The organism is Pyrococcus sp., assembly GCF_030153625.1.
In the GTDB taxonomy this organism is placed as follows: domain Archaea; phylum Methanobacteriota_B; class Thermococci; order Thermococcales; family Thermococcaceae; genus Pyrococcus; species Pyrococcus furiosus.
Genome location: NZ_JASKLM010000032.1, coordinates 1 through 20,409 on the forward strand (window position 1 = coordinate 1; position 20,409 = coordinate 20,409).

Consider the following 20,409-nt stretch of genomic DNA (forward strand, 5'->3'; position numbering starts at 1 on the left):
GAAGTAAGCATTAGCCTCATTGGCAACAGCCTTAGCCAGCAAAGTCTTACCAGTCCCAGGAGGACCATACAACAAAACACCCTTCGGAGGCTCAATACCAAGCTTCTCGAATAGCTCTGGGTGCTTTAGTGGAAGCTCTATCATCTCTCTTATCTTCTCTATTACATCTTTTAGACCACCAATGTCTTCGTAAGTAACTCCTGTTGTTATTCTTTTCTCTACTTCTTTTACAGGTCTTTCACTGACATCAAAGTCTGTAAATTCTGTAATCTGAACAACTCCAGCTGGCTGAGTTGTTGTTACTACAAAAGTTAGCTCCTGACCAAGAACACCTACCTTAATGTAGTCTCCTCTAACTACTGGCCTTCCAATTAACCTTTCGTGTAGCCATTCAATGAAGTCCCTTCCAAATCTTATTGGCTCTGTTGGAGCCAATACTACTTTTCTAGCCTCTTTAACGTCAGCTTTTCTTACAATTACTTCATCGCCAAGTCCAACTCCAGCATTCTTTCTTATTGTACCATCCATTCTGATAATTCCAAGCCCCTCGTCTTCGGGGTATGCTGGCCAAGCTATTGCTGCTGTATTCTTAGTTCCTATGATCTCAACAACATCTCCTGGTGATATTCCTAGCTCTCTCATCGTTTTCCTGTCTATTCTTACTATGCCCCTACCAACATCTCTCTGATAAGCAGAGGCAACCTTAAGCTTAACTTCCTTCTTCTTCTCACTCATCTTTCCTCACCTCAATATTTTGATTACCAATGGTTACTAAAACTCTTAAGGTTTATAAAGTTTTCGATATTGGTTATGATCCAAGGATTTTGAAAATAAAAGGAATTAATTGATAATAGAACCAATACCTCCAAAAATATTTCCAAATATCAAGAAAGAAGGGTACTAAAGCTATTCAACTTTAACTTCGAATCCTTCACTCTCCTTCTTTGTTGGGTGCTTCTTTGGAACTCTGATCTCAAGCACTCCGTTGTTGTACTTGGCCTTTGCCTTCTCTGGAATAACTTCTTCTGGAAGCCTGATGGCTCTTCTATACCCTGTAAAGTATCTCTCTATTCTCACTGCTCCTTCTCTTTCTAATTCTTTCTCCCTCTTAACTGTGGCCTCAATGTATACTGTATCCTCTGTAACCCTCACTTTGATGTCTTCTTTTCTCACTCCTGGAAGCTCTGCCGTGATTACAAACTCATCTCCGTTGTCAAAGATATCAACGAATGGCTCTCTCCAGACTTCTCCTACTCTCTCCTCATACATTGCTGGCTCGCTCCACCTTCTGTAAGTCCAGAGCCTTGGCCTGCTGAAGAATTCATCGAACATTGCATCAATTTCCTCTTGTATTTCCCTTATTAGGTCGAATGGATCCCATATGTCCCATCTTCTTATTCTCCTCACCATCTCTCTCACCCCCTCCCACTTTTGGTTACCATTAGTTATTAAATTATTTGGGGTTTATAAATATTTCGATAAGAGTAGAATTTACCGAACAATCAAAAATACTCCAAAAAAGACCTTAGAATCTAAAAAGCATTGATTAAATTATTTCTAAAGCGTTTTATTTGGTTAAAAGAGAATGCTAGAGGTTTAGCTTTATCAGTGTTTTCAAAAATTATTGTGAATGGAAATACTTATAAACACAGCGAGGAGTAAAATAGAAACAGTAAATTCTCTCCACGAAGAGCATAGATCTCCTATAGGTGTTTAAAATGAAAAAGAAAAGATTGTTTAGTCTTATAGCGTTCTTGATTTCTCTGGCGTATCTTTACAAAAGTATAGATCTAAAGGAGCTTCCAAGCGCAATAAGTGAGGCCAACTATTTCTATCTAACAGTAGCTTTTCTATTGTCGATTCTCACAGTATTGCTAGGAGCTCTTAGATGGTATCTAGTTATGAGAATGGTTCAGAACACCAGTTTCAGGAGAACTCTTCAAGCCTTTATAAGTGGATACTACCTCATGGCAGTTTTGCCTCCAACATTGGGACATATAACAAAGGTAAAACTTGTTGGAGGGGATTATTTTCTAGCTCTTTCTTCTCTTGCGTTTGGAATTGCAATTGAGATAATTATCGTTCTCTCATTTGCCTTGATCTTGTTTGGGTTCACAAAATTAGGACTTTTTGGTTTGGGTATAATCATTCTCGCCTTTGTCTACGACAAAATATTCCACAGGGCAGCCCTTATAGTTTTTAAACTTTGGGAAAACCTGGGGCTCAAGAAAGTTCCCAATCTCTTAAAAAACTGGTGGCAAAGGCTTTATCTTGGGTGGAAAAAAGCAAAGGAAAGTAAACTAACATTTGTATCAACTTTTTTAATTTCATTTGCAGTAATAATTCTCCAAGTTTTTGGCTTGGTCTTTGTAGGAAAAGCATTTTTACTGGATATACCAATCAAGAAGGCATTCTATGCTTTTATAATGAGCGTTGTTTTTGCCTCTCTAAGTGGGATCCCTTCTGGAGTTGGGGCTAACGAATTTGGAATTCTTGTAGGAATTGGCTCTTCTACAAAGGCTGCTCTAACTGCCTTCATCTACAAATTCATATTCCAATACCAGTACTCAATAATTGGCGCATTTGTATTCTATAAACTTCTGAGTGGTGGAAATGAAAGTAGCTCTAGTTAGTGATTGGTATTACCCAAAGATTGGAGGAGTAGCGAGTCACATGCACAATCTAGCAATCAAACTCCGAGAGAGGGGACATGAGGTTGGGATAGTTACGAATAACAGAGTTACAGGGAAAGAAAAAGAACTTGAAAAGTATGGAATAGACCTCATTAAGATTCCTGGGGTCGTGAGCCCTCTTTTGGAGGTAAACATTACCTATGGATTAAAATCATCAGAGTTAAATGAATTTTTGAATAATTTTGATGTAATTCACTCTCACCATGCGTTTATGCCACTTGCCTTAAAGGCTGTAAAGGCTGGAAGAACCATGGAAAAAGCAACACTACTCACAACTCATAGCATTTCTTTTGCCCACGAGTCAAAACTCTGGGACACTCTAGGGCTTACAATACCTCTCTTTAGGAGTTATCTGAAATATCCCCATAGGATAATAGCGGTAAGCAAGGCCGCAAAATCTTTTATAGAGCACTTCACATCAGTTTCTGTATCAATTGTACCCAATGGGGTTGACGATACACGCTTCTTTCCAGCTAAACACAAAGATAAAATAAAAGCCAAGTTTGGACTCGAAGGGAATATAGTCCTTTATGTAAGCAGAATGAGTTACCGTAAAGGTCCTCACGTCCTTTTAAATGCATTCTCCAAAATAGAGGATGCTACTCTTGTAATGGTAGGAAGTGGGGAAATGCTTCCCTTTTTAAAGGCACAGGCCAAATTTTTAGGAATTGAAGAGAGAGTTGTATTTATGGGATATGTGCCAGATGATGCTCTTCCAGAAGTTTTTAGAATGGCAGATGTTTTTGTCTTACCCTCAGTCTCAGCAGAAGCATTTGGTATAGTTGTGCTCGAAGCAATGGCATCAGGAGTCCCAGTTGTAGCTACAGACGTTGGTGGAATACCTGAAATCATAAAAGAGAATGAAGCTGGCCTTCTAGTGCCCCCTGGGAATGAGCTTAAGCTGAGAGAAGCCACTCAAAAGCTTCTCAAAAATGAAGAATTAAGGAAATGGTATGGGATGAACGGGAGAAAAGCTGTTGAGGAAAAATATTCTTGGGACAAGATTGTTGTAGAGATAGAGAGAATTTACAGCGAAGTTTTGGAAGAGCAATCTTAATATATTTTAGCCTTACATCTTCTCTTATGAAACTAGACGTAATATGCATGGGAAATCTCAACTACGACATAACCTTTATGCTAGAAAGATTCCCTGAGTTCCACGAAAAAGTAAATGCCAAAAAAGTTTACACAGGCTTAGGAGGTTCTGCAGGGAATACAGCAACTTGGTTGTCCTTCCTGGGATTAAGAGTCGGGTTCATTGGAGCTGTAGGAAATGATGACTTTGGAAGGCTACACTTGGAATTTTTCGAAAAGATAGGGGTAGATACCAGGGGGATTAAAGTTGTAGATGAACCAACTGGAGTTGCCGTAATGATGGTAATTGGAGAAGATAAGAGGATTGTCAAATACCCAGGAGCTAATAGATTTAAGGAAGTAAAGGAAAATTACCTAAAGCTCGCAAGACACCTTCACCTTTCTTCAAACCCTCTTCCACTTGTTGAAAAGGCCGTAAATTTAGCCAAAAATCTTGGTCTAACAGTGTCCTTCGACCCAGGTGAAATGGAGGTTCCTAAGCATATTGAAGAAAAGATTGACATTCTAATGATGAATGAAGACGAATTCAAGAGGAAGTACGGAAGCTTAGAAAAAATAACGGAGTTAAAGTCCAGAATAGCTATAGCAACTCTCAATGGTGGTGGAGCTTTAGTTAGGGATGAGAATGGAAATGTTTATGAGATAAGAGGACTATCTGCAAAGGCCATCGATACAACTGGTGGAGGAGATTCCTTCGATGCTGGATTTATCTACGGCTATCTAAATGGATGGGATGTAAAGGATTCTGCCAAACTCGGAATGTTACTCGCCTATCTAACTGTCCAAAAGGTGGGAGCGAGAAGTGCAGTAATTCCACTGGATGAAGTCAAAAAGATAGCAAAAGAGCTGGGCCTAGATCTACCATTTCAATAACTCTTAAGTCCAATCTCTCTTGCCCTTCTTTCTGCCCACCTGTAAGTGAGAACGCCCAACAATGTGTATATAATTGATATTAAGCTCAGATACATTATTTCTCCTGCACTCTTTGACAGCCCCACCAACGCCACTTTTCTTACAGCTTCCGTTGTTGGAGCATAGGGAAGTAATTTTGCCATGATTTGCAGAGGTTTAGGAAGGATTTTCACTGGATACATAGCCCCACTCAGAGCAAAAACGAGCATTTCTAAGATGTTTACAAATGGCCCAGGGTCTTTTAGATAGATAACTATTCCAGCCGCCATAAGTCCAAGACCAATCATTCCAAAGGCTCCAACTATTAACACGATAATTCCCTTAAGCAAATTTACAAAATTAATTTCAAGGCCAAAGATTACCCAAAATAAGGGAATATATACTCCCAGGTACAAAAGGTCTAGAATTAGCCTAACTACTATACTTCCCAGGAAAAACGTTATTCTTCTCATGGGAGCGGCAAAAGAACTTTCAAGGGTTCCTGCATATAGCTCATCAACAATACTCCACACAAAACCACTCATAAATGTCATTCCAAAAGCTAGAACCATAAACCCAAGTATTGCAAAAGTTAGATAATCAGAATATCCCGTAAGCTCAGCCAATGCTTCTGAAGTCCTTTTTCCTGTCAACCCAAGTCCAATCAAAAGAGCATTACCTGCGAAGAAGAATCCCATTAAGATATCGCTAACAAACCACGCCTTATAACTCAAAAATATTTTCCAATTTTTTCTCGCAACACCTTTTAGAGCCTCAAGTTCTTCAGTAACCCCCATATCCCATCATCCTCGTTACTTTTTCTGCCCACTTGAACACTGCCAAGCTTATCGCCCAATAAACAGGAAGGAGAATGAGCATGGCTGTTATTTCATTAACTACAGATGAATAGCTCAATCCAATAAAAATCTTCCTAACGGCACTAGTTGCGTGAGTTAGGGGAATAATCCAAGAAATCTTCCTCACAATTTCAGGTAACGTGGATAGGGGAAAGAAAACTCCAGAAAGGAAGAGAATAACAAATTCAAAGATATTAGCTAGGGGGCCAATATTTTTGAGCATCATAACTAAGCCAGCAAAAACTATTCCAAATCCGAGGAAAGTTACGAAGGCAAGCGCTATTATTGGGATAGCTTTTGCAACATAGATTGCAGAGACTTTTATATCAAAAATTACGACGCCAAGGGCAAATACCAGGAGCATTATAATAGAATCCATCATCATCCAAGAAATTGCAAGACCCATTATCATTTTTAAAATTCCAATTGGAGCCATGACATTGCTTTCGAAGGTTCCCCTCTGAAGCTCTCTTCTAACTCCCCATACGGAGGCTTCCATAGGAGAAACTGAGACCCACCAAAGAACATATCCAATAAGAACATAAGTTGGATAATCCCCAACTCCTGTAGCTTCCTCTAATAGTCTAGAGAATCTACCTCCTAAAATAGCCTGGCCAAAGTAAACGAACTGTAGGAGAAATACTAACCCAACTAAAATTGAGCTTATTACCCTTAAAGGATACCTAAAGAACATCCTGAATTCTTTGTCAATTATGGCCAAGAGGCTCAATCTCTAAGCCCCCTACCAGTGAGCTTTATGAAGACATCTTCTAGAGTGGGCTCCTCCACTTCAACGGAGAGAACCTTCGCATTATTTTTTTGACCAAAAACTCCACTAACCTGGGAATTTCTTCCTCATCAATGCTTCCCCTAAGAATCGCGACCCCTTCTTGCTCTTCAACCTTTGCCAATCCAAAAGGATTACTGCCAGGATAATTTCGTACCTTAACTTCCACTATTGTATTATCCCTCACCATCTTTTTCAGGCCTTCAGGAGTATCAAGGGCTATAATCCTTCCATGGTCAATTATTGCTATCCTATCACAAAGTTCCTCAGCCTCCTGCATGTAATGAGTTGTTAGAAGAACTGTTTTTCCTTCTTCGTCAACCAATTTTCTCACAAGTTCTCTAACGAAAACAGCGCTCTGCACATCTAGCCCCAAGGTTGGCTCATCTAAGAAGAGAACCTCAGGGTCATTTATGAGGGCTTTAGCTATGGCAAGCCTTTGCTTCATCCCCCTAGAATAGTTCATTACAAGATCATTCCTCCTCTCCCAAAGCCCCACCATTTCAAGAAGTTCCTTTATTCTTTTCTCAGCTTCTCTCCTGGGAACATAGTAAATACTCGCAAAGTATCTAAGGTTTTCATAACCCGACAAACGCCAGTAAAGTGTCCTCTCACCTTCTGCAACTAGATTTATTCTCCTTCTAATCTCTCTGGGTTCTTTAACTACGTCATAACCCAAAACTTTGGCAACTCCAGAAGTTGGTTCAAGTAGAGTTGTAAGAATTTTTATGGTAGTAGTCTTCCCAGCTCCATTTGGCCCTAAAAGGCCAAAAAGTTCACCCTTCTTTACGCTAAATGTTATCCCCTTAAGGGCCTCAAAGTATTCGACTTTTCTGAAGGGAAGAGGAATCTTTTTGGGATAAAGTTTTCTTAGATCCTTTACTTCAACAACTTTCATCTCTCTTCAGTTTTGTAAAGACTTAGAGAATTTAAAAATGTTATGTGATTTTTGTTGATAGGTTTTATTTCTTAAAGTTTAGAGAATGAAACCCTTCGTCAGAAACCGTCACATTAAATTCAAATGTTGTTGGCTCAAACTCTTTGCTTGGAGATTTAATGATGATCATTCTCTCTTTTATTTTATCTTCTTTTCTTTCCTCTAATAATGACTGGAAGACTATAACTATATCAGACAAGCTTGCTGTCCAGGCAATAAACTTCTTAGACACAATATCAGTGTTTAAGAGGAAAATATCTACAATCTTCCTCTTTTCATACATATTGGCTATCCACGCAACCTCAGTATTGAGTAATTTAATTGCAACATCTTCCCCAACCATTGTAGTGAGCCCATCCAGGGTATATACTAACTTCACGATCTTCCTATCCCCTACAACTGGGAATATCTTCTCGTAATATATGTTGGTAATCTTTGGATGTAGTGTTTCGGGAGTTAAGTCTGGAATCTGAAAACTCATTCCATTATAAGAAGGAACATTGTACTTTGAACCAAATACATCAACAATTAATAACTTGTTCTTTTTTGCTACCTCGTGAATGTCCAAACCTACAAACATAGCTCTAGAAGCCAACTTTATTACAGGTAAGGTGTAGTTATGGATAACACCAAAGGAATTCTTATGGAGTAATTTCTTGAATATTTCAAATCCTAGGGCCCATCCTAATGAGAATGCATCATACATTATTGTAACAATGGTACCTTTACCCATAAGCTCGCTTCCAAATATGTAATCCAACTCCTCCACATCAAATAGCCTTGTATCTTCTTCACTTCTCTCATACATTACCATATTTCCCCTCAAACATTAGTTTTGGACAATATTTAAAAAGTTTTTGCAAGTTATGGATTATATGCAGATATATCTCAAATTCTGTTGGCCCATGAACATTTAATTATGTAACCCTTATCTTTTATCCAACGTGTAACAGGGAACTTTATTCCGATGATACTATCTTGATAAGCCTTATTATGTCCTTCACCTCAAGAATACCATGAACTTTTCTTTCCTCATCTATAACTGGAAGGTGATGCTTCCCAGTTTCAACCATAAGTTTTATTGCATTCCCTAAGTTATCATCAATTTTAATTGTTATGGGCTTCTTAACCATGATATCCTCTACTCTCGAAGCTCTTGTAAGTCCGTATTTTTTCAGCAAACCAATTCCAACTATAGAATACCTCCTGGGAGGCATGAAGTAGTGAAGAATGTCCTTCATGGTTATGAATCCAACAAGTCTGTTCTCATCATCAACAACAACTGCTGATGTCTCCTCAACGTTAAACATGGCTATTAACTCAAAGAGAGGAGTTTCAGGCTTAACCTTAAGAAAATCTCTATCCATAACTAAGCTGACAGGGACTTTCGAGATGTACCTCAGATTATGGCTTAGCTCCTCTTTTCTAGCGAGCATAATTAACTTTCTTTTACTCATAATTCTCGAAATTTTCCTATTTTTCATTACACTACCCCCAGGAAGGAAGTTAAACTTCTCTGCTTAAATCTTGTAAGGGTCCAACTCTTCTTGAGGTATTCCTCTAGGGGATGTTCTAATATATTTCCTATCTGATTTAAAGCTTCCGCAAGATTTTCAAACTTAATGGGCCCTTTTTCTAATGCTTTCTTAACCCCAACCCTAATTTGCCAAACTCCAACTGGGGCATAGTATGCAGGCGTTACCTCCCTAAACACTATTATTCCTGCCTGTCTTTTTCTCTTCCTTAAGTATTCAAGAACGCTGAGGCGAGCAGCGTAATAAGCCCCAGTAGTTTGCTCTGCATATCCTTTAAGACCCCTAAAGTCTTCATAGTCATGAATAACCGAAGGTTTGGAGGTCCCAAAGAGAGAGCCCTTAAGCCAAACTTCAAGTAATTCAAAAGAATACGTCATCGGAAGAAGCAAGACAACGTACCTGTTTCCCAGGAATTCATGATGATAAACCTCGAAGTTATCAATTATAGGATTTTTCAAAATGTTTTTGCGAAGATAATTCCCTATTGTATCCTGAACTGCAGTAATACTCCATCTAGTGGGAACTATTCTCTTTTTCACGCCTAACAGTCCAGCCGAAAGCAGTCTAATTATATAATATTCATCAAAACCCGACTCATATAAGCCAATAATTGCTTCTCTTGCCTTAAGTTCATCAGATATCGTTTTATCTACCTTTCTCGGCACTTTTGGATTATCGACGACTTTGAACACCTTTAATTTCCCCCTAGGCCCAAGAGGAGGAGCAAATTCTTCTGGTAAAATATTAATGGCTGGTTTTTCCTTAAGAATAACTTCACTATCCACAGGCTTTATAGACATGGCTAGCTCTTGAAGAGAATCAATGAGCTTGGAGGATTTTCTAACGTCCACATTGACCTTTGCCTCTCCCAAAACTAAGAGAGACCTAAACCTGATTACATCCTCTATTCTCACATTTTCCCAGGATAATGGGCTGTCCATATATTGCGTATCTCCTTGGATGGGTGGAACGAGGGGACCTACTCTTACGTAGGGATATCCATGCTCACCAACAAAAATACTTGGAGGAGAAGAGCCAAAAAAATCTTCCCTGTTTACTAGAGGGGAGACTTCCTTTATAATTCTAACTTTCTGCAATATCGGGCAGACAGGCCTTCCACACAATAATTTTCTTCCTTTACATAAAGCACATAGTTGAGAGTTCATCTTGCATTTTATAGAACTTTGAGAATTTTAATCTTTTGGACATAGAAAACGATATAAGCTGTTAGATCTAATGACAATTGAAAACCTGACAGGTGATGAAAAATGGTGAGGGCATATATTTTATTGACAGTTGAGATAGGAAAAGTACAGAAGGTTATTGAGGAAGTAAAGAAAATACCGGGGGTTATAAATGCTGATGCAGTTACTGGGCCTTACGATGCAATAGTCCATATTGAGGCTTCTGACCTAGGAGAACTAACAAGAAAAATCCTTCATGACATTCATAACATAGATGGAGTTATAGACACAACAACTGCGATAGTTGTTGAGATGGAGGAAGAAGAGTAACTACGCACTCCTTCTTCTAAACTCTCTAATTTTCTGAGCGATTAATTTTAGGGATTTTGACTTACCATACGGACTTTCCAAAACTATCATGCCAAAAGTTCTCAATTCTTCATCAATTCCAGAGAGCCTAGGGTTTAGTTTATCTTCCTCTACTCTAATAACTTTGAACTTTAATTCCTCAGCAGCCCTTACTATTTCCTCTACCCTAGGACTTTCGACTGCTATCGACCTGGGAACTATTCTACCATACTTCCTTGACAATCTTGAGTCAAGCTCACTTGGCCATACTACAAACCTTCCCATTTATTACCCCTCAACATTTAAAAGCTATAACTTTAAAAACGATTTGGAGGGGATAAAATGAACTTGCGAGTTTTGGGAAAGATACTATTAGATGAAATGAGAAACGGAGATGTTGCAATAGTTGAATACTCAAGCTCATCACCAATCCACAGGCTAGTTTGGGGTGAGATAATCCTAAAATACGTTGATAGATATGAGTTTGTGATAGACGACTTCTTTGGAATTGGTGATGTAATGTTTAGGACATATTTAAGGAGGATATCGTCTCCAGATGAATACACTAAAATCATGGAGAAAACAAAGAATATAAAGGCAATAAAAATTGGGCCCGGAAAGATTAGTTATGCTAGTAAAGTCGAAGAATTACCCCTCACGTATAACCTTTCAGAATTCATAAAACTTTACTACCCAATCATAAGAGATATCTTAGCAAAATCTTCCAAAAGAGTGTTTTTTATAACATTGGGACTTTCACAATACCTATACCTCGGAGAAGCCAAAGCTTTAGAAACAATACTTTTGAGTAGAAGTGTTTTGCCAATTGAAGACTGGACCTCAATATACTTCCTAAATACGGACGTAGCTCCTGAAAAAGCCGTCGCGGCATTAGAAGAGATTAGCCCAATAGTGATCCAAGTTAGAAACAATGAAATTCTGGTGAAGAAGATATGATTAAAGAAGGGGAAAAAGTTCTCCTCGTTGATCCCAGGGGAAAGAAATACATTATTACTGTAGGAAAAAAGGATTTCCACACAGATTTGGGCATACTAAAGCTCGAAGAGATAGTTGGCAAGAATTATGGGGAGAGCATAGTAAGTCATAAGGGATATGAATTCAAGATCTTAAAGCCGAAAATTGTTGATTTAATTGAAAAAATGAAAAGAGGCCCTCAAATAGTTCATCCTAAGGATGCTGCACTAATTGTGGCCTATGCAGGAATTTCCCCAGGAGATTTTATTGTAGAGGCTGGGGTTGGGAGCGGGGCACTAACGCTCTTTTTAGCCAATATCATTGGCCCCACGGGAAGAATTGTTAGCTATGAGATCAGGGAAGATTTTGCAAAGCTCGCTTGGGAAAACATAAAATGGGCTGGATTCGATGACAGAGTTGAAATCAAGATAAAAGATATCTATGAAGGAATAGACGAAGAGAACGTTGATCATGTTATTCTTGACCTTCCTCAACCTGAGAGAGTTGTAGAGCATGCTGCAAAAGCTTTAAAGCCCGGAGGTTATCTTGTTGCATATCTCCCCTGTGCGAACCAAGTAATAAGGCTTCATGAAAAACTAGCAGAATTTAGGGATGTATTTCTAAAACCTAAGACCATCGATGTTGTTGTCTTTGAACAAGAGGTTAAAAAGGAATGTATAAGACCTAGAACGACAATTCTAGCTCATACTGGTTATATAACTTTTGCAAGAAAAAGGTAATCAGACGAGAGGGGGCTCATCATCGTTTTTAGAACTCAGGGTACCGTGAAGTTCATCATCAAGCTATAATCTCTAAATACCCTCTTAACATTACCGAAATTTTTATATATGCTCTGATTTGGTAGAGTTATGGGCGGGCCCGTGGTCTAGCTGGTTATGACGCCGCCCTTACGAGGCGGAGGTCCGGGGTTCGAATCCCCGCGGGCCCACCATAAAGGGAACATTAACAATCTGACAAAAATTTTCTGTTATCATTCACATTTATCTGCCACATTATTATTGCCTTTTTAGAAAGCTTTTTATTCCACTTTCCTTCAAAAGGATTGAGGTGATGATGATGAGGAGGGATCGACTTTGCTAAATTACCCAAATCTGCCCAGCTAGTTCTGAAAGTTCTTGAAGAACCCATGTCTTCCAAGGAAATTGCAAAAAGAACAAATCTTTCTGAAAGAACTGTTAGGTATGCAATAAAGCTTCTAAAAGATTCTGGAATCGTAAAGGAGGTTTATCTTTTGCAAGATGCGAGGAAGAGAGTATATGTTTTGTCAGAGAACTTTAATGACATCCTCGAAGGTAGTCCTACTTAGTTCTTCCTCAAATTTTACTCCCAACTCAGCTATTTCCTCTGGAGTTATAACTTCCCCCTCCTGGGAATTTATTCCTGGGCAACTCTCGTCATAGTATAACCACAACATTCTTCCCTTATATTGAACGGGTTCCTCTCCTTCAACTCCAAGTGGTCTTTTTGACACCATAAACGGATAAATTCTACAGATTAGAGGCCTAATAGGATGGATAGTGCATTTTCCAGTCCCAGGGTCATGGAAAATACATCCAAGATCCCATTCCCTCACACTTAAAACAAATCTAATATTCCCACCCTCAATTGAAAACGTGAGGAACTTTTGGGGATCATGCCCAGACCCAACTAATCGTTTAATATCCGACACCGTAAGATAGACATGTCTTCCCCTACAACAATCCAGACAAAATAGGCACTTAAACCTAACAGGAGTTATGAAAGGTCTCGGCTTGAATCTCATGGAAGGCCAAAATGGATAACCTATATTTAACACTTTTCCCTAATACTTATGGGTGAGATTGATGAAACCCATATGTGAGTTGATTAGCCTCAAAGGTAAGAGGGCCCTTATAACTGGAGCAGCATCAGGGATAGGAAAAGCAACTGCATTCAGATTTGCTGAAGCTGGTGCTGATCTTTATCTAGTGGATATAAATGAAGAGGGTTTAAAACTTGTAAAGGAGCGAATACAAGAAAAATACGACGTAAACGTTGAAATATTTAGAGTTAATTTAGCTAAGAAGCAAGAGATAGACATACTTTGGAAGTTATTAGAGGGCAGAGAGCCAGATATTCTGGTAAACAATGCAGGTGTTTATTGGTTTAAGGATTTTGTTGAAGTTGATGAGGAATTCTACAGGAAAGTTATGGCAATTAACCTAGATTCAGTTTTCTGGATGTGCCAGCATTTCATTAGGAGAAGAAAAAATCGGGGAGAAGTAATAATAAATGTGAGCTCAATAGAGGCTTTTCTACCCTTTGCAAAAGGTTTAGTCCATTACGACACAGCAAAGCTCGGAGTCGTGGCTTTAACTAGAGCAATAGCTAGAGAATATGGAAAGACCATTAGAGCGAATGTTGTAGTTCCTGGAGGAATAGAGACCGAGGGGGTTAAAAAGCTAAAGAAAGAGGCAATAGCAAAATTTGATATGGAGAAGATCTCAACATCGCTCCACTTTAACGCTAGATTACCTATGGGCCGCTTTGGAGATCCCGATGAAGTAGCAAGAGTTATTTTATTCTTAGCCAGTGACATGGCAAGCTACATTAATGGGGCAGTAATTCCAGTTGATGGTGGCTTTCTGTCAGCCTAGAGATATAACTCCGCTAGCAACAATTTCATCATCTTTCTTTACCATAACCTCTACTGTATTTTCTGAAATCTTTCGCGCATAGACTTGAAACTCTGGAGTCTTAGTGCCAAAACTTCCCAGTAGTACCTCTCCAGAAATTTCATCTAGTTTTGCCTTATAGGTGAACTCTCCTCTTTCCTTGGGGATTATTCTTACTTTCCCCCTAAAAGTCTGGTTGTTGTAGGCTATAGCTACGGAAACTTCATCTGCTAAAAGATACATCGTATTCTTTAATTGCCTTCCATCTACAGCAACTTCAAAGTCCTGTGGAAGGAAAGAAGGCCGAAACTCATAGAATGTTAAAGACAGTGTAGAATTGTCCAAGATAACATTCACGGTAAATCCTTTCACACTTGCTTCACTAAACAGCTTCTCCACCTCTTCTCGAATTTCTTGAGGGACCTCAAAGGATCCAACAACTTCATTAGTCAGGCATACTCTCTCTACCTTTTCCCCAATTGCTGTTTGTGTAGTTACCTTTGTATTTATGCATCCACTACTAAGAATGATAGCAATAATACCCAATATAAATATAGTTTTTGCTGACTTCATATTTGTTTGTTGTAATTTACTACTTATAAAGATTTCTAATAAGACAAACATTTTAAAGGCTATGCCAGAAGTGTATGAAGAAATGAGCGATGAAGCTTTCAAGGCTGCAATAGAAGAAATTGTAAACGCACTCCTGTCTGGAGAGATAAAGAGTAGGGAAGAGTTAGAGAGGATTAAGGTAGAGGTGGCTAAAAAGTACCACCTTCCAAAGTTTCCAAAGAACTCCGACATATGGAAAGCCCTTCCCAAAGATGCAAGAGAGAAGTTTAGAGACCTTCTAAAAAAGAAACCTACAAGAACGATAAGTGGAGTAGCAGTAGTTGCAATGATGACGAAACCCTTCCCATGCCCCCATGGGAGATGTATTTACTGCCCAGGTGGACCAGCAGTTGGTTCACCTCAAAGTTACACTGGAAAAGAACCCTCAGCTTTGAGAGCCTCTCAATACGCTTATCATCCTTACATAATAATGATGGCCAGGCTAAAGCAACTCTACGATATTGGCCACCCAATAGATAAAGTCGAAGTTATAATACAAGGCGGGACATTCCCTGCAACTGATCTAGACTACCAAGAATGGTACATCAAGTGTGCCTTTAAAGCCATGAATGATTTCTGGTACTTTAAGGACATAGAAAACTTGGAGGAAAAGCTAGTTCGCCTAATTCTGCTAAAAGATGAGTCGGTTCTTAATGAAGATCCAAAGTTTAGGAAAGCCTGGGAAAAAACCCACAAGAAAAAGTTCTATTATTTAGAGGAGGAGCAGAAAAAGAACGAAAAAGCAAAAGTTAGAATGGTTGGTTTAACAATTGAGACGAGGCCCGATTGGGCATTTGAGAGACAAATTGATAGGATGTTAGCTTTTGGGACAACTAGAGTCGAGCTTGGAGTACAAACAATTTTCAACTTCATTCATGAAAGGGTAGGAAGAGGGCACGAAGTTGAAGAAATAATTAAGGCTACTCAACTCCTGAGGGATGCTGGGTTAAAGATAAATTATCACATAATGCCCGGACTCCCTGGGAGCAACTTTGAAAGGGACCTTTACGTTTTTAAGACGATATTTGAAGATCCGAGATTTAGACCCGACATGTTAAAGATATATCCAACCCTCGTAACTAGAGATGCTCCCCTCTACGCATGGTATAAGGCTGGTCTGTATAAGCCTTACACTACAGAAGAGGCCGTGGAGTTACTTGTTGAGGCGTATAAGATATTCCCCAAGTGGGTTAGGGTCATGAGAATACAGAGGGACATCCCCTCCCACTTAATTGTTGCGGGTGTTAAGCACTCAAATCTAGGACAACTTGTATTTGAGGAACTTGTAAGGAGGGGAATAAGACCCAGGGAGATAAGGTTTAGAGAGGTAGGCCATCAAATGCAGAAGTTTGGAAAGATGCCCGAAATAGAACACATTAAATTGCTTAGAGAGGATTATGAAGCTGGGGAGGGAACAGAGATATTCCTAAGCTTTGAAGATGTGAAGAATGACATACTCATAGGTTTCCTAAGGCTGAGAATTCCGAGCGAAAAAGCCCACAGAAAGGAGATAAACTGCTGTCCCTCAGCCATAGTTAGGGAGCTTCACGTCTACGGACCCATGGTTCCAATAGGGGAAAAGCCGAAGTACGAATGGCAGCATAGAGGGTATGGAAGAGAACTCCTAGCTGAAGCTGAAAGGATAGCAAGAGAGGAGTTTGATGCAAAGAAAATGCTTATTATTAGTGGAGTTGGAGTTAGAGAGTACTACAGAAAATTCGGCTATAGAAAAGATGGACCATATGTAAGCAAGAGACTCGACAAGAGGTATGCAGATTACAAGAGGACAAATAGGTTTGACGCCGAGCTAAATACTTGACCTTCTTCTTTTTGATATTCTAACCTCACTAGTCCCAGAAGAAATTAGTTCATACAATATTGCCTTTTCCTTTCCTGGAGCCGGTCTTAATATCCTCCCAAGCCTCTGGATAAATTCTCTAGAAGATCCAGTACCACTGATTATAACTCCCACACTGGCATCAGGAACATCTATTCCTTCATCGAGAACTTGACTACTCACTATTGCTTTATATTCTCCTTTTCTAAACTTTCTTAGAATCTCACTTCTCTCCTCTTTATTGGTTTTGTGAGTTATCGCAGGAATCAAGAACTTTCTAGATATTAAGTAGACTAAATCATTGTGCCTAGTAAAGATTATTATCTTCTCTCCCCTATGCCGCTCAAGAATTTCTCTGAGCTTCTCTAGCTTTTTAGTTGAATTAAAAGCAATTTTTCTTGCCTGTTCTAAGGCTCTTAGGGCTTTAAATGCCTCATTATCATTTGCAGTACTCAAAACTATCCGCTGGAAATCTTTTAGGCTGGTAAACTGAATTCCCCTCTTTTCAACATATCTCTTAAACCTCTCATAATATTTCCTATACTCCTCCCTTTCTTCCCTTGTTAAGGGAACATGGATCCTCACAACCTCATAGTTTGCAAGGTATTTTCCAACAAGTTCAGAGGGCCTTTTCTCATAGATTATTCCACCTATCAACTCGGGAAACAACTCATGAAGATTGTCAGCTCTTTCGGGAAAGGCAGTCAATCCAAGCCTATAGGGGGCGATGCTCATCTGGGCTATGTTTCTATAAGCTTCAGATGGTAGATGATGGCACTCATCAAATACAAGGAAGAGAAATTTATCCCCAAGGAGCTCAGCATTTATGTAAGCAGAATCATAAGTAGTTACAGTTATTGGCTTTAGTTCTTTTTTTCTCCCCGAAAACTCTCCAATTTCTCCAAATATGGACAATCTTTCCTTCCACTGCTCAAGAAGGGCCAAAGTTGGTACAACTACCAAAGTAGAAACCGACAACCTCCTAATGATCTCCAGAGCTACTATCGTCTTCCCAGCCCCAGTAGGCAGTACTATTATTCCTCGCCCCACTCTCATGAACTTCTTTACAGCCTCTCTTTGATAATCCCTAAGCTCAAAGTCAAACTCAACATCGTAAATTGGAGATGGAATAATGTTATCTATGACATGATCCTCAAAATCAACACCTTCCGACTTTAGAAACTCTACAATATCCTTATACTTGTAGGCCAAAGCTCTATATGCTTTCACTCTTTCATCCCACTTGGCCATGGGAATGTGAACCCTTCCCTTAATGAGAACTGTCCCCTTGTCATAATATAATTCAACCTTCACATTCCCAGGGTTGAGAAATTCCTTTTAAATCCCTTTACCCTATAAGCGATGTGTTGCCTAAGGAACTTTTAGATGCAACAAGAAGAAGAGGGAAGATTTATTTAAAATTTGCAAGTGAAGAACACTTTAGGCTAGCTAGAGCAGTAATTCTTGCGTTTAAATCAAGTGTTGGACAAAAATACGAAGATCTTCAAGAGAAGTTAAGGCATATGGAGAGGGCTGAGAACTATAGAAAGGTTAGAGGATTTGCAAAGATTCTTGAGAGAGAGTCGGAGTTTACAACATCTTCATCCTTAGATCCATTGGAGGTCAGAAGGTTCCTCTTTAGCAGGGGGTATGTAACGAGTGAAATTGAAAGGGCTAAGATAATTGCAGAGGCCGCAACTTACTTCAACACAACTCCAGAAGAAATTGAAAGAGCTATGTTTGCAGATAGAGAAGAGGAAAAAATCCTAACAAGAGTTCCAGGGATAAGTGAAGAAGAGTTAATAAGAAGATACAATCTCTCCCTTCTCCAAACTCTCATGTTTAACTCTGCAAGAATGAGTTTTCGGGTCTCAGAAAATCACAAGAGGATTTTTAGGCTAATAAAGCTCTTGGGTTTGATGTATGAGATAAGTGGGGAAAATATAGAAATCACAGGGCCTGCATCAATTTTAAAGATGACGAGGAAATATGGAACTTCTATGGCAAAACTAATTCCAGAGATAGTGAAGGCCAAAGAGTGGGCGATAAAGGCCGAGATAATAGAGGACAAGAGAGTTTACTTCTTTGAACTCTCAAGTGAAGATGATATCTTACTACCCAAACTCGAAGTAAGTGTGGAGTATGATTCCTCCCTTGAAAGGGAGTTTGTAACTAAAATAAAGAGAATCCTGGGAGTGGAGGTCATAAGAGAGCCAGGGATAATTAAGGCTGGCCAATATGCCTACATACCTGATTTCCTCATCAGAAAGAACGGAAAGGAAGTTTACGTTGAAATTGCAGGTTTCTGGACTAGAAGTTATATTAAATCAAAGCTAGAAAAACTTTCCAATGTTGACGTGAAAATGCTAATAATAGTCAATGACGAGCTTTTGGCAGATAAACTTGGTAAAATTCACGACGTTATAGTTATGAGAAAGGGAAAGATCCCTTATAAAGAAGTCATCTTAAAGCTAAAAGAGATGCTGAATTAGTCAGCTCTGATGGATTTCATCACATCTCAGCTCCCCGATTCCTCATCATACATTAACTTTATTTTTTTGAAGGTCTATTTATATTTGGGGGATAGCAATGAAAAGATTTTACATTGCTAATGAAGATGAGATAAAGGCGGGAAAAACTACTGATGTCTATTTCTTGAGAACAAAAAAGATCCTCGAGGTTAAGAACATAAGAAAAAAGGTTCTTGCTGACGTAACAACAACCTCCCTCCCAAACAATTGGAGATGGGGAGTTTTAGTCGGGGTTGAAGAAGTAGCAAAACTATTGGAAGGAATTCCAGTTAACGTTTATGCCATGCCAGAAGGAACTATCTTCCATCCATATGAGCCAGTGTTACAAATAGAAGGGGATTATGCAGACTTCGGTATCTATGAAACGGCCCTCCTGGGAATGCTAAGTCAAGCTAGCGGAATAGCAACAGCAGCCTTAAGAATTAAGATAGCTGCTAAGTTTAAGCCAGTGTATTCCTTCGGAATTAGGCATATGCACCCAGCAATTGCTCCGATGATTGATAGAGCCGCGTTTATTGGAGGATGTGACGGAGTTTCTGGAGTTTTGGGAGCAGAAATGATGGGAGAAAAAGCTGTGGGAACTATGCCCCACGCATTGATTATAACTGTTGGCGATCAAGTTAAAGCCTGGAAATACTTCGATGAGGTCATTGAAGAGGAAGTTCCTAGGATAGCCCTAGTAGATACATTTTACGATGAGAAGGTCGAGGCTGTTATGGCAGCTGAAGCCCTCGGCAAGAAACTATTTGCCGTGAGACTAGACACTCCAAGCTCAAGAAGAGGGAACTTCAGGAAGATAATTGAAGAAGTTAGATGGGAGTTAAAGGTTAGAGGATATGACTGGGTGAAGATATTTGTCTCAGGAGGACTTGATGAAGAGAAAATAAAGGAAATAGTTGACGTTGTAGATGCTTTTGGAGTTGGAGGAGCTATAGCAAGTGCAAAGCCAGTAGACTTTGCCCTAGACATTGTGGAAGTTGAAGGAAAGCCAATTGCAAAGAGGGGAAAGCTTAGCGGTAGGAAGCAAGTGTATAGATGTGAAAACGGACACTACCATGTAGTTCCTGCCAACAAAAAGCTTGAGAGATGTCCAGTTTGTAATGCAAAAGTTGAACCATTGTTAAAGCCAATTATCGAGAATGGAGAAATTGTAGTTGAGTTTCCAAAGGCTAGAGAGATTAGAGAATACGTACTTGAGCAAGCTAAGAAATTTAACCTCGAGATTTGACTTCTATATTTTCCACATTATTCCTCGTGTAATACTTTGTTGGCAATTGAAAATGAACTACTCCATGGATACTATACTCCCTTCTTTGGTATTATATAGATAACTTATCCAAAAAATTTAAATATTTTAAAATTGAGTTAGTAGTTAAATATTTGTGGTGGTGGTGTTGGGTTTGAGGTGGGTTATTGTTTTGTTACTTGGTTTTGTGGTTTTGGGTTCTTTTGGGAGTGCGGGTAATGATAAGG

The 20,409-nt window shown here is 39.2% G+C and carries 22 protein-coding genes, 1 tRNA gene and 1 pseudogene; 12 read left to right on the forward strand and 12 right to left on the reverse strand.

The features are described 5' to 3' along the window. Both PWP39_RS06490 and PWP39_RS06495 read right to left on the reverse strand, forming a co-directional pair. Nucleotides 1-735 (reverse strand): AAA family ATPase (locus PWP39_RS06490; RefSeq protein ID WP_288073229.1); only part of this gene is annotated, 735 nt, incomplete at its 3' end. A gap of 171 nt (nucleotides 736-906) precedes the next feature. Continuing rightward, nucleotides 907-1,410: an Hsp20/alpha crystallin family protein gene (locus tag PWP39_RS06495; RefSeq protein WP_011013022.1), complete on the reverse strand. Its 504-nt coding sequence runs from the start codon at nucleotides 1,408-1,410 to the stop codon at nucleotides 907-909. 308 nt (nucleotides 1,411-1,718) lie between these two features. Here PWP39_RS06495 and PWP39_RS06500 point away from each other — a divergent pair, with 308 nt between their 5' ends. Genes PWP39_RS06500 through PWP39_RS06510 form a run of 3 tightly spaced genes read left to right on the forward strand, consistent with a single transcriptional unit; the run spans nucleotide 1,719 to nucleotide 4,661 of the window. Beyond that, nucleotides 1,719-2,633, forward strand: a complete 915-nt coding sequence (locus tag PWP39_RS06500) for a lysylphosphatidylglycerol synthase transmembrane domain-containing protein (protein WP_014835544.1) — start codon at nucleotides 1,719-1,721, stop codon at nucleotides 2,631-2,633. Beyond that, nucleotides 2,614-3,750 carry a glycosyltransferase family 4 protein gene (locus tag PWP39_RS06505; RefSeq protein ID WP_014835543.1) on the forward strand — a complete coding sequence of 379 codons (1,137 nt, stop codon included), beginning with the start codon at nucleotides 2,614-2,616 and terminating at the stop codon, nucleotides 3,748-3,750. The genes PWP39_RS06500 and PWP39_RS06505 overlap by 20 nt, the downstream gene beginning before the upstream one ends. A gap of 26 nt (nucleotides 3,751-3,776) precedes the next feature. After that, entirely contained in the window at nucleotides 3,777-4,661 is an 885-nt protein-coding gene (locus PWP39_RS06510) for an ADP-dependent ribose-1-phosphate kinase (RefSeq protein WP_011013025.1), read from the forward strand. Here PWP39_RS06510 and PWP39_RS06515 read toward each other — a convergent pair. The 6 genes and pseudogenes from PWP39_RS06515 to PWP39_RS06540 form a co-directional block, all read right to left on the reverse strand. After that, nucleotides 4,655-5,476 (reverse strand): ABC transporter permease, encoded by an 822-nt coding sequence (locus PWP39_RS06515; RefSeq protein ID WP_011013026.1) that lies wholly within the window; start codon nucleotides 5,474-5,476, stop codon nucleotides 4,655-4,657. The two genes, PWP39_RS06510 and PWP39_RS06515, sit on opposite strands and share 7 nt — an antisense overlap. After that, complete coding sequence (locus PWP39_RS06520) at nucleotides 5,463-6,266, reverse strand: ABC transporter permease (RefSeq protein ID WP_014835542.1); 804 nt, start codon at nucleotides 6,264-6,266, stop codon at nucleotides 5,463-5,465. The genes PWP39_RS06515 and PWP39_RS06520 overlap by 14 nt, the downstream gene beginning before the upstream one ends. Next, a pseudogene (locus tag PWP39_RS06525) lies at nucleotides 6,263-7,221 on the reverse strand (daunorubicin resistance protein DrrA family ABC transporter ATP-binding protein). Before PWP39_RS06525 ends, PWP39_RS06520 begins: the two are co-directional and overlap by 4 nt. Nucleotides 7,222-7,285: 64 nt before the next feature. Beyond that, nucleotides 7,286-8,068, reverse strand: a complete 783-nt coding sequence (locus PWP39_RS06530; RefSeq protein WP_288073240.1) for a hypothetical protein — start codon at nucleotides 8,066-8,068, stop codon at nucleotides 7,286-7,288. Between the two features lie 151 nt (nucleotides 8,069-8,219). Then, entirely contained in the window at nucleotides 8,220-8,744 is a 525-nt protein-coding gene (locus tag PWP39_RS06535; protein WP_011013030.1) for a CBS domain-containing protein, read from the reverse strand. Further along, entirely contained in the window at nucleotides 8,744-9,961 is a 1,218-nt protein-coding gene (locus PWP39_RS06540; protein WP_011013031.1) for an Nre family DNA repair protein, read from the reverse strand. The genes PWP39_RS06535 and PWP39_RS06540 overlap by 1 nt, the downstream gene beginning before the upstream one ends. Before the next feature lie 102 nt (nucleotides 9,962-10,063). Between PWP39_RS06540 and PWP39_RS06545 the strand changes: the two genes are divergently transcribed. Then, nucleotides 10,064-10,309 carry an Lrp/AsnC family transcriptional regulator gene (locus PWP39_RS06545; protein ID WP_011013032.1) on the forward strand — a complete coding sequence of 82 codons (246 nt, stop codon included), beginning with the start codon at nucleotides 10,064-10,066 and terminating at the stop codon, nucleotides 10,307-10,309. Here the strand turns inward: PWP39_RS06545 and PWP39_RS06550 are convergent, their stop codons facing one another. After that, the gene (locus PWP39_RS06550; protein ID WP_011013033.1) at nucleotides 10,310-10,612 is read right to left on the reverse strand and encodes a signal recognition particle protein Srp19; all 303 of its coding nucleotides are present in this window, start codon (nucleotides 10,610-10,612) and stop codon (nucleotides 10,310-10,312) included. It abuts the gene before it with no gap. 57 nt (nucleotides 10,613-10,669) lie between these two features. Here PWP39_RS06550 and PWP39_RS06555 point away from each other — a divergent pair, with 57 nt between their 5' ends. The 4 genes from PWP39_RS06555 (at nucleotide 10,670) to PWP39_RS06570 (ending at nucleotide 12,629) form a co-directional block, all read left to right on the forward strand. Continuing rightward, the gene (locus PWP39_RS06555; RefSeq protein WP_011013034.1) at nucleotides 10,670-11,284 is read left to right on the forward strand and encodes a DUF257 family protein; all 615 of its coding nucleotides are present in this window, start codon (nucleotides 10,670-10,672) and stop codon (nucleotides 11,282-11,284) included. Then, complete coding sequence (locus tag PWP39_RS06560; protein WP_011013035.1) at nucleotides 11,281-12,042, forward strand: tRNA (adenine-N1)-methyltransferase; 762 nt, start codon at nucleotides 11,281-11,283, stop codon at nucleotides 12,040-12,042. The genes PWP39_RS06555 and PWP39_RS06560 overlap by 4 nt, the downstream gene beginning before the upstream one ends. Before the next feature lie 135 nt (nucleotides 12,043-12,177). Further along, nucleotides 12,178-12,254: transfer RNA gene (locus PWP39_RS06565), tRNA-Val, on the forward strand. A 174-nt stretch (nucleotides 12,255-12,428) separates the two neighbouring features. Next, entirely contained in the window at nucleotides 12,429-12,629 is a 201-nt protein-coding gene (locus PWP39_RS06570; RefSeq protein ID WP_223209030.1) for a winged helix-turn-helix domain-containing protein, read from the forward strand. Here the strand turns inward: PWP39_RS06570 and PWP39_RS06575 are convergent. Then, complete coding sequence (locus PWP39_RS06575; protein WP_048059098.1) at nucleotides 12,588-13,085, reverse strand: YkgJ family cysteine cluster protein; 498 nt, start codon at nucleotides 13,083-13,085, stop codon at nucleotides 12,588-12,590. The genes PWP39_RS06570 and PWP39_RS06575 overlap by 42 nt on opposite strands. A gap of 61 nt (nucleotides 13,086-13,146) precedes the next feature. Between PWP39_RS06575 and PWP39_RS06580 the strand changes: the two genes are divergently transcribed. Beyond that, entirely contained in the window at nucleotides 13,147-13,938 is a 792-nt protein-coding gene (locus tag PWP39_RS06580) for an SDR family NAD(P)-dependent oxidoreductase (protein WP_011013039.1), read from the forward strand. Here the strand turns inward: PWP39_RS06580 and PWP39_RS06585 are convergent. After that, the gene (locus tag PWP39_RS06585; protein ID WP_014835538.1) at nucleotides 13,930-14,529 is read right to left on the reverse strand and encodes a hypothetical protein; all 600 of its coding nucleotides are present in this window, start codon (nucleotides 14,527-14,529) and stop codon (nucleotides 13,930-13,932) included. The genes PWP39_RS06580 and PWP39_RS06585 overlap by 9 nt on opposite strands. Before the next feature lie 61 nt (nucleotides 14,530-14,590). On the opposite strand from PWP39_RS06585, the gene PWP39_RS06590 reads away from it, so the two are divergent. Continuing rightward, complete coding sequence (locus PWP39_RS06590; RefSeq protein WP_288073238.1) at nucleotides 14,591-16,387, forward strand: tRNA uridine(34) 5-carboxymethylaminomethyl modification radical SAM/GNAT enzyme Elp3; 1,797 nt, start codon at nucleotides 14,591-14,593, stop codon at nucleotides 16,385-16,387. Here PWP39_RS06590 and PWP39_RS06595 read toward each other — a convergent pair. Further along, nucleotides 16,376-17,719 (reverse strand): DEAD/DEAH box helicase, encoded by a 1,344-nt coding sequence (locus tag PWP39_RS06595; RefSeq protein ID WP_014835536.1) that lies wholly within the window; start codon nucleotides 17,717-17,719, stop codon nucleotides 16,376-16,378. The genes PWP39_RS06590 and PWP39_RS06595 overlap by 12 nt on opposite strands. Before the next feature lie 50 nt (nucleotides 17,720-17,769). Between PWP39_RS06595 and bax1 the strand changes: the two genes are divergently transcribed. Then, nucleotides 17,770-18,897, forward strand: coding sequence for an endonuclease Bax1 (bax1, locus tag PWP39_RS06600; protein ID WP_011013043.1), 1,128 nt, complete (start codon nucleotides 17,770-17,772; stop codon nucleotides 18,895-18,897). A 97-nt stretch (nucleotides 18,898-18,994) separates the two neighbouring features. Further along, nucleotides 18,995-20,164 carry a nicotinate phosphoribosyltransferase gene (locus PWP39_RS06605; protein WP_011013044.1) on the forward strand — a complete coding sequence of 390 codons (1,170 nt, stop codon included), beginning with the start codon at nucleotides 18,995-18,997 and terminating at the stop codon, nucleotides 20,162-20,164. Nucleotides 20,165-20,409: the final 245 nt, after the last annotated feature.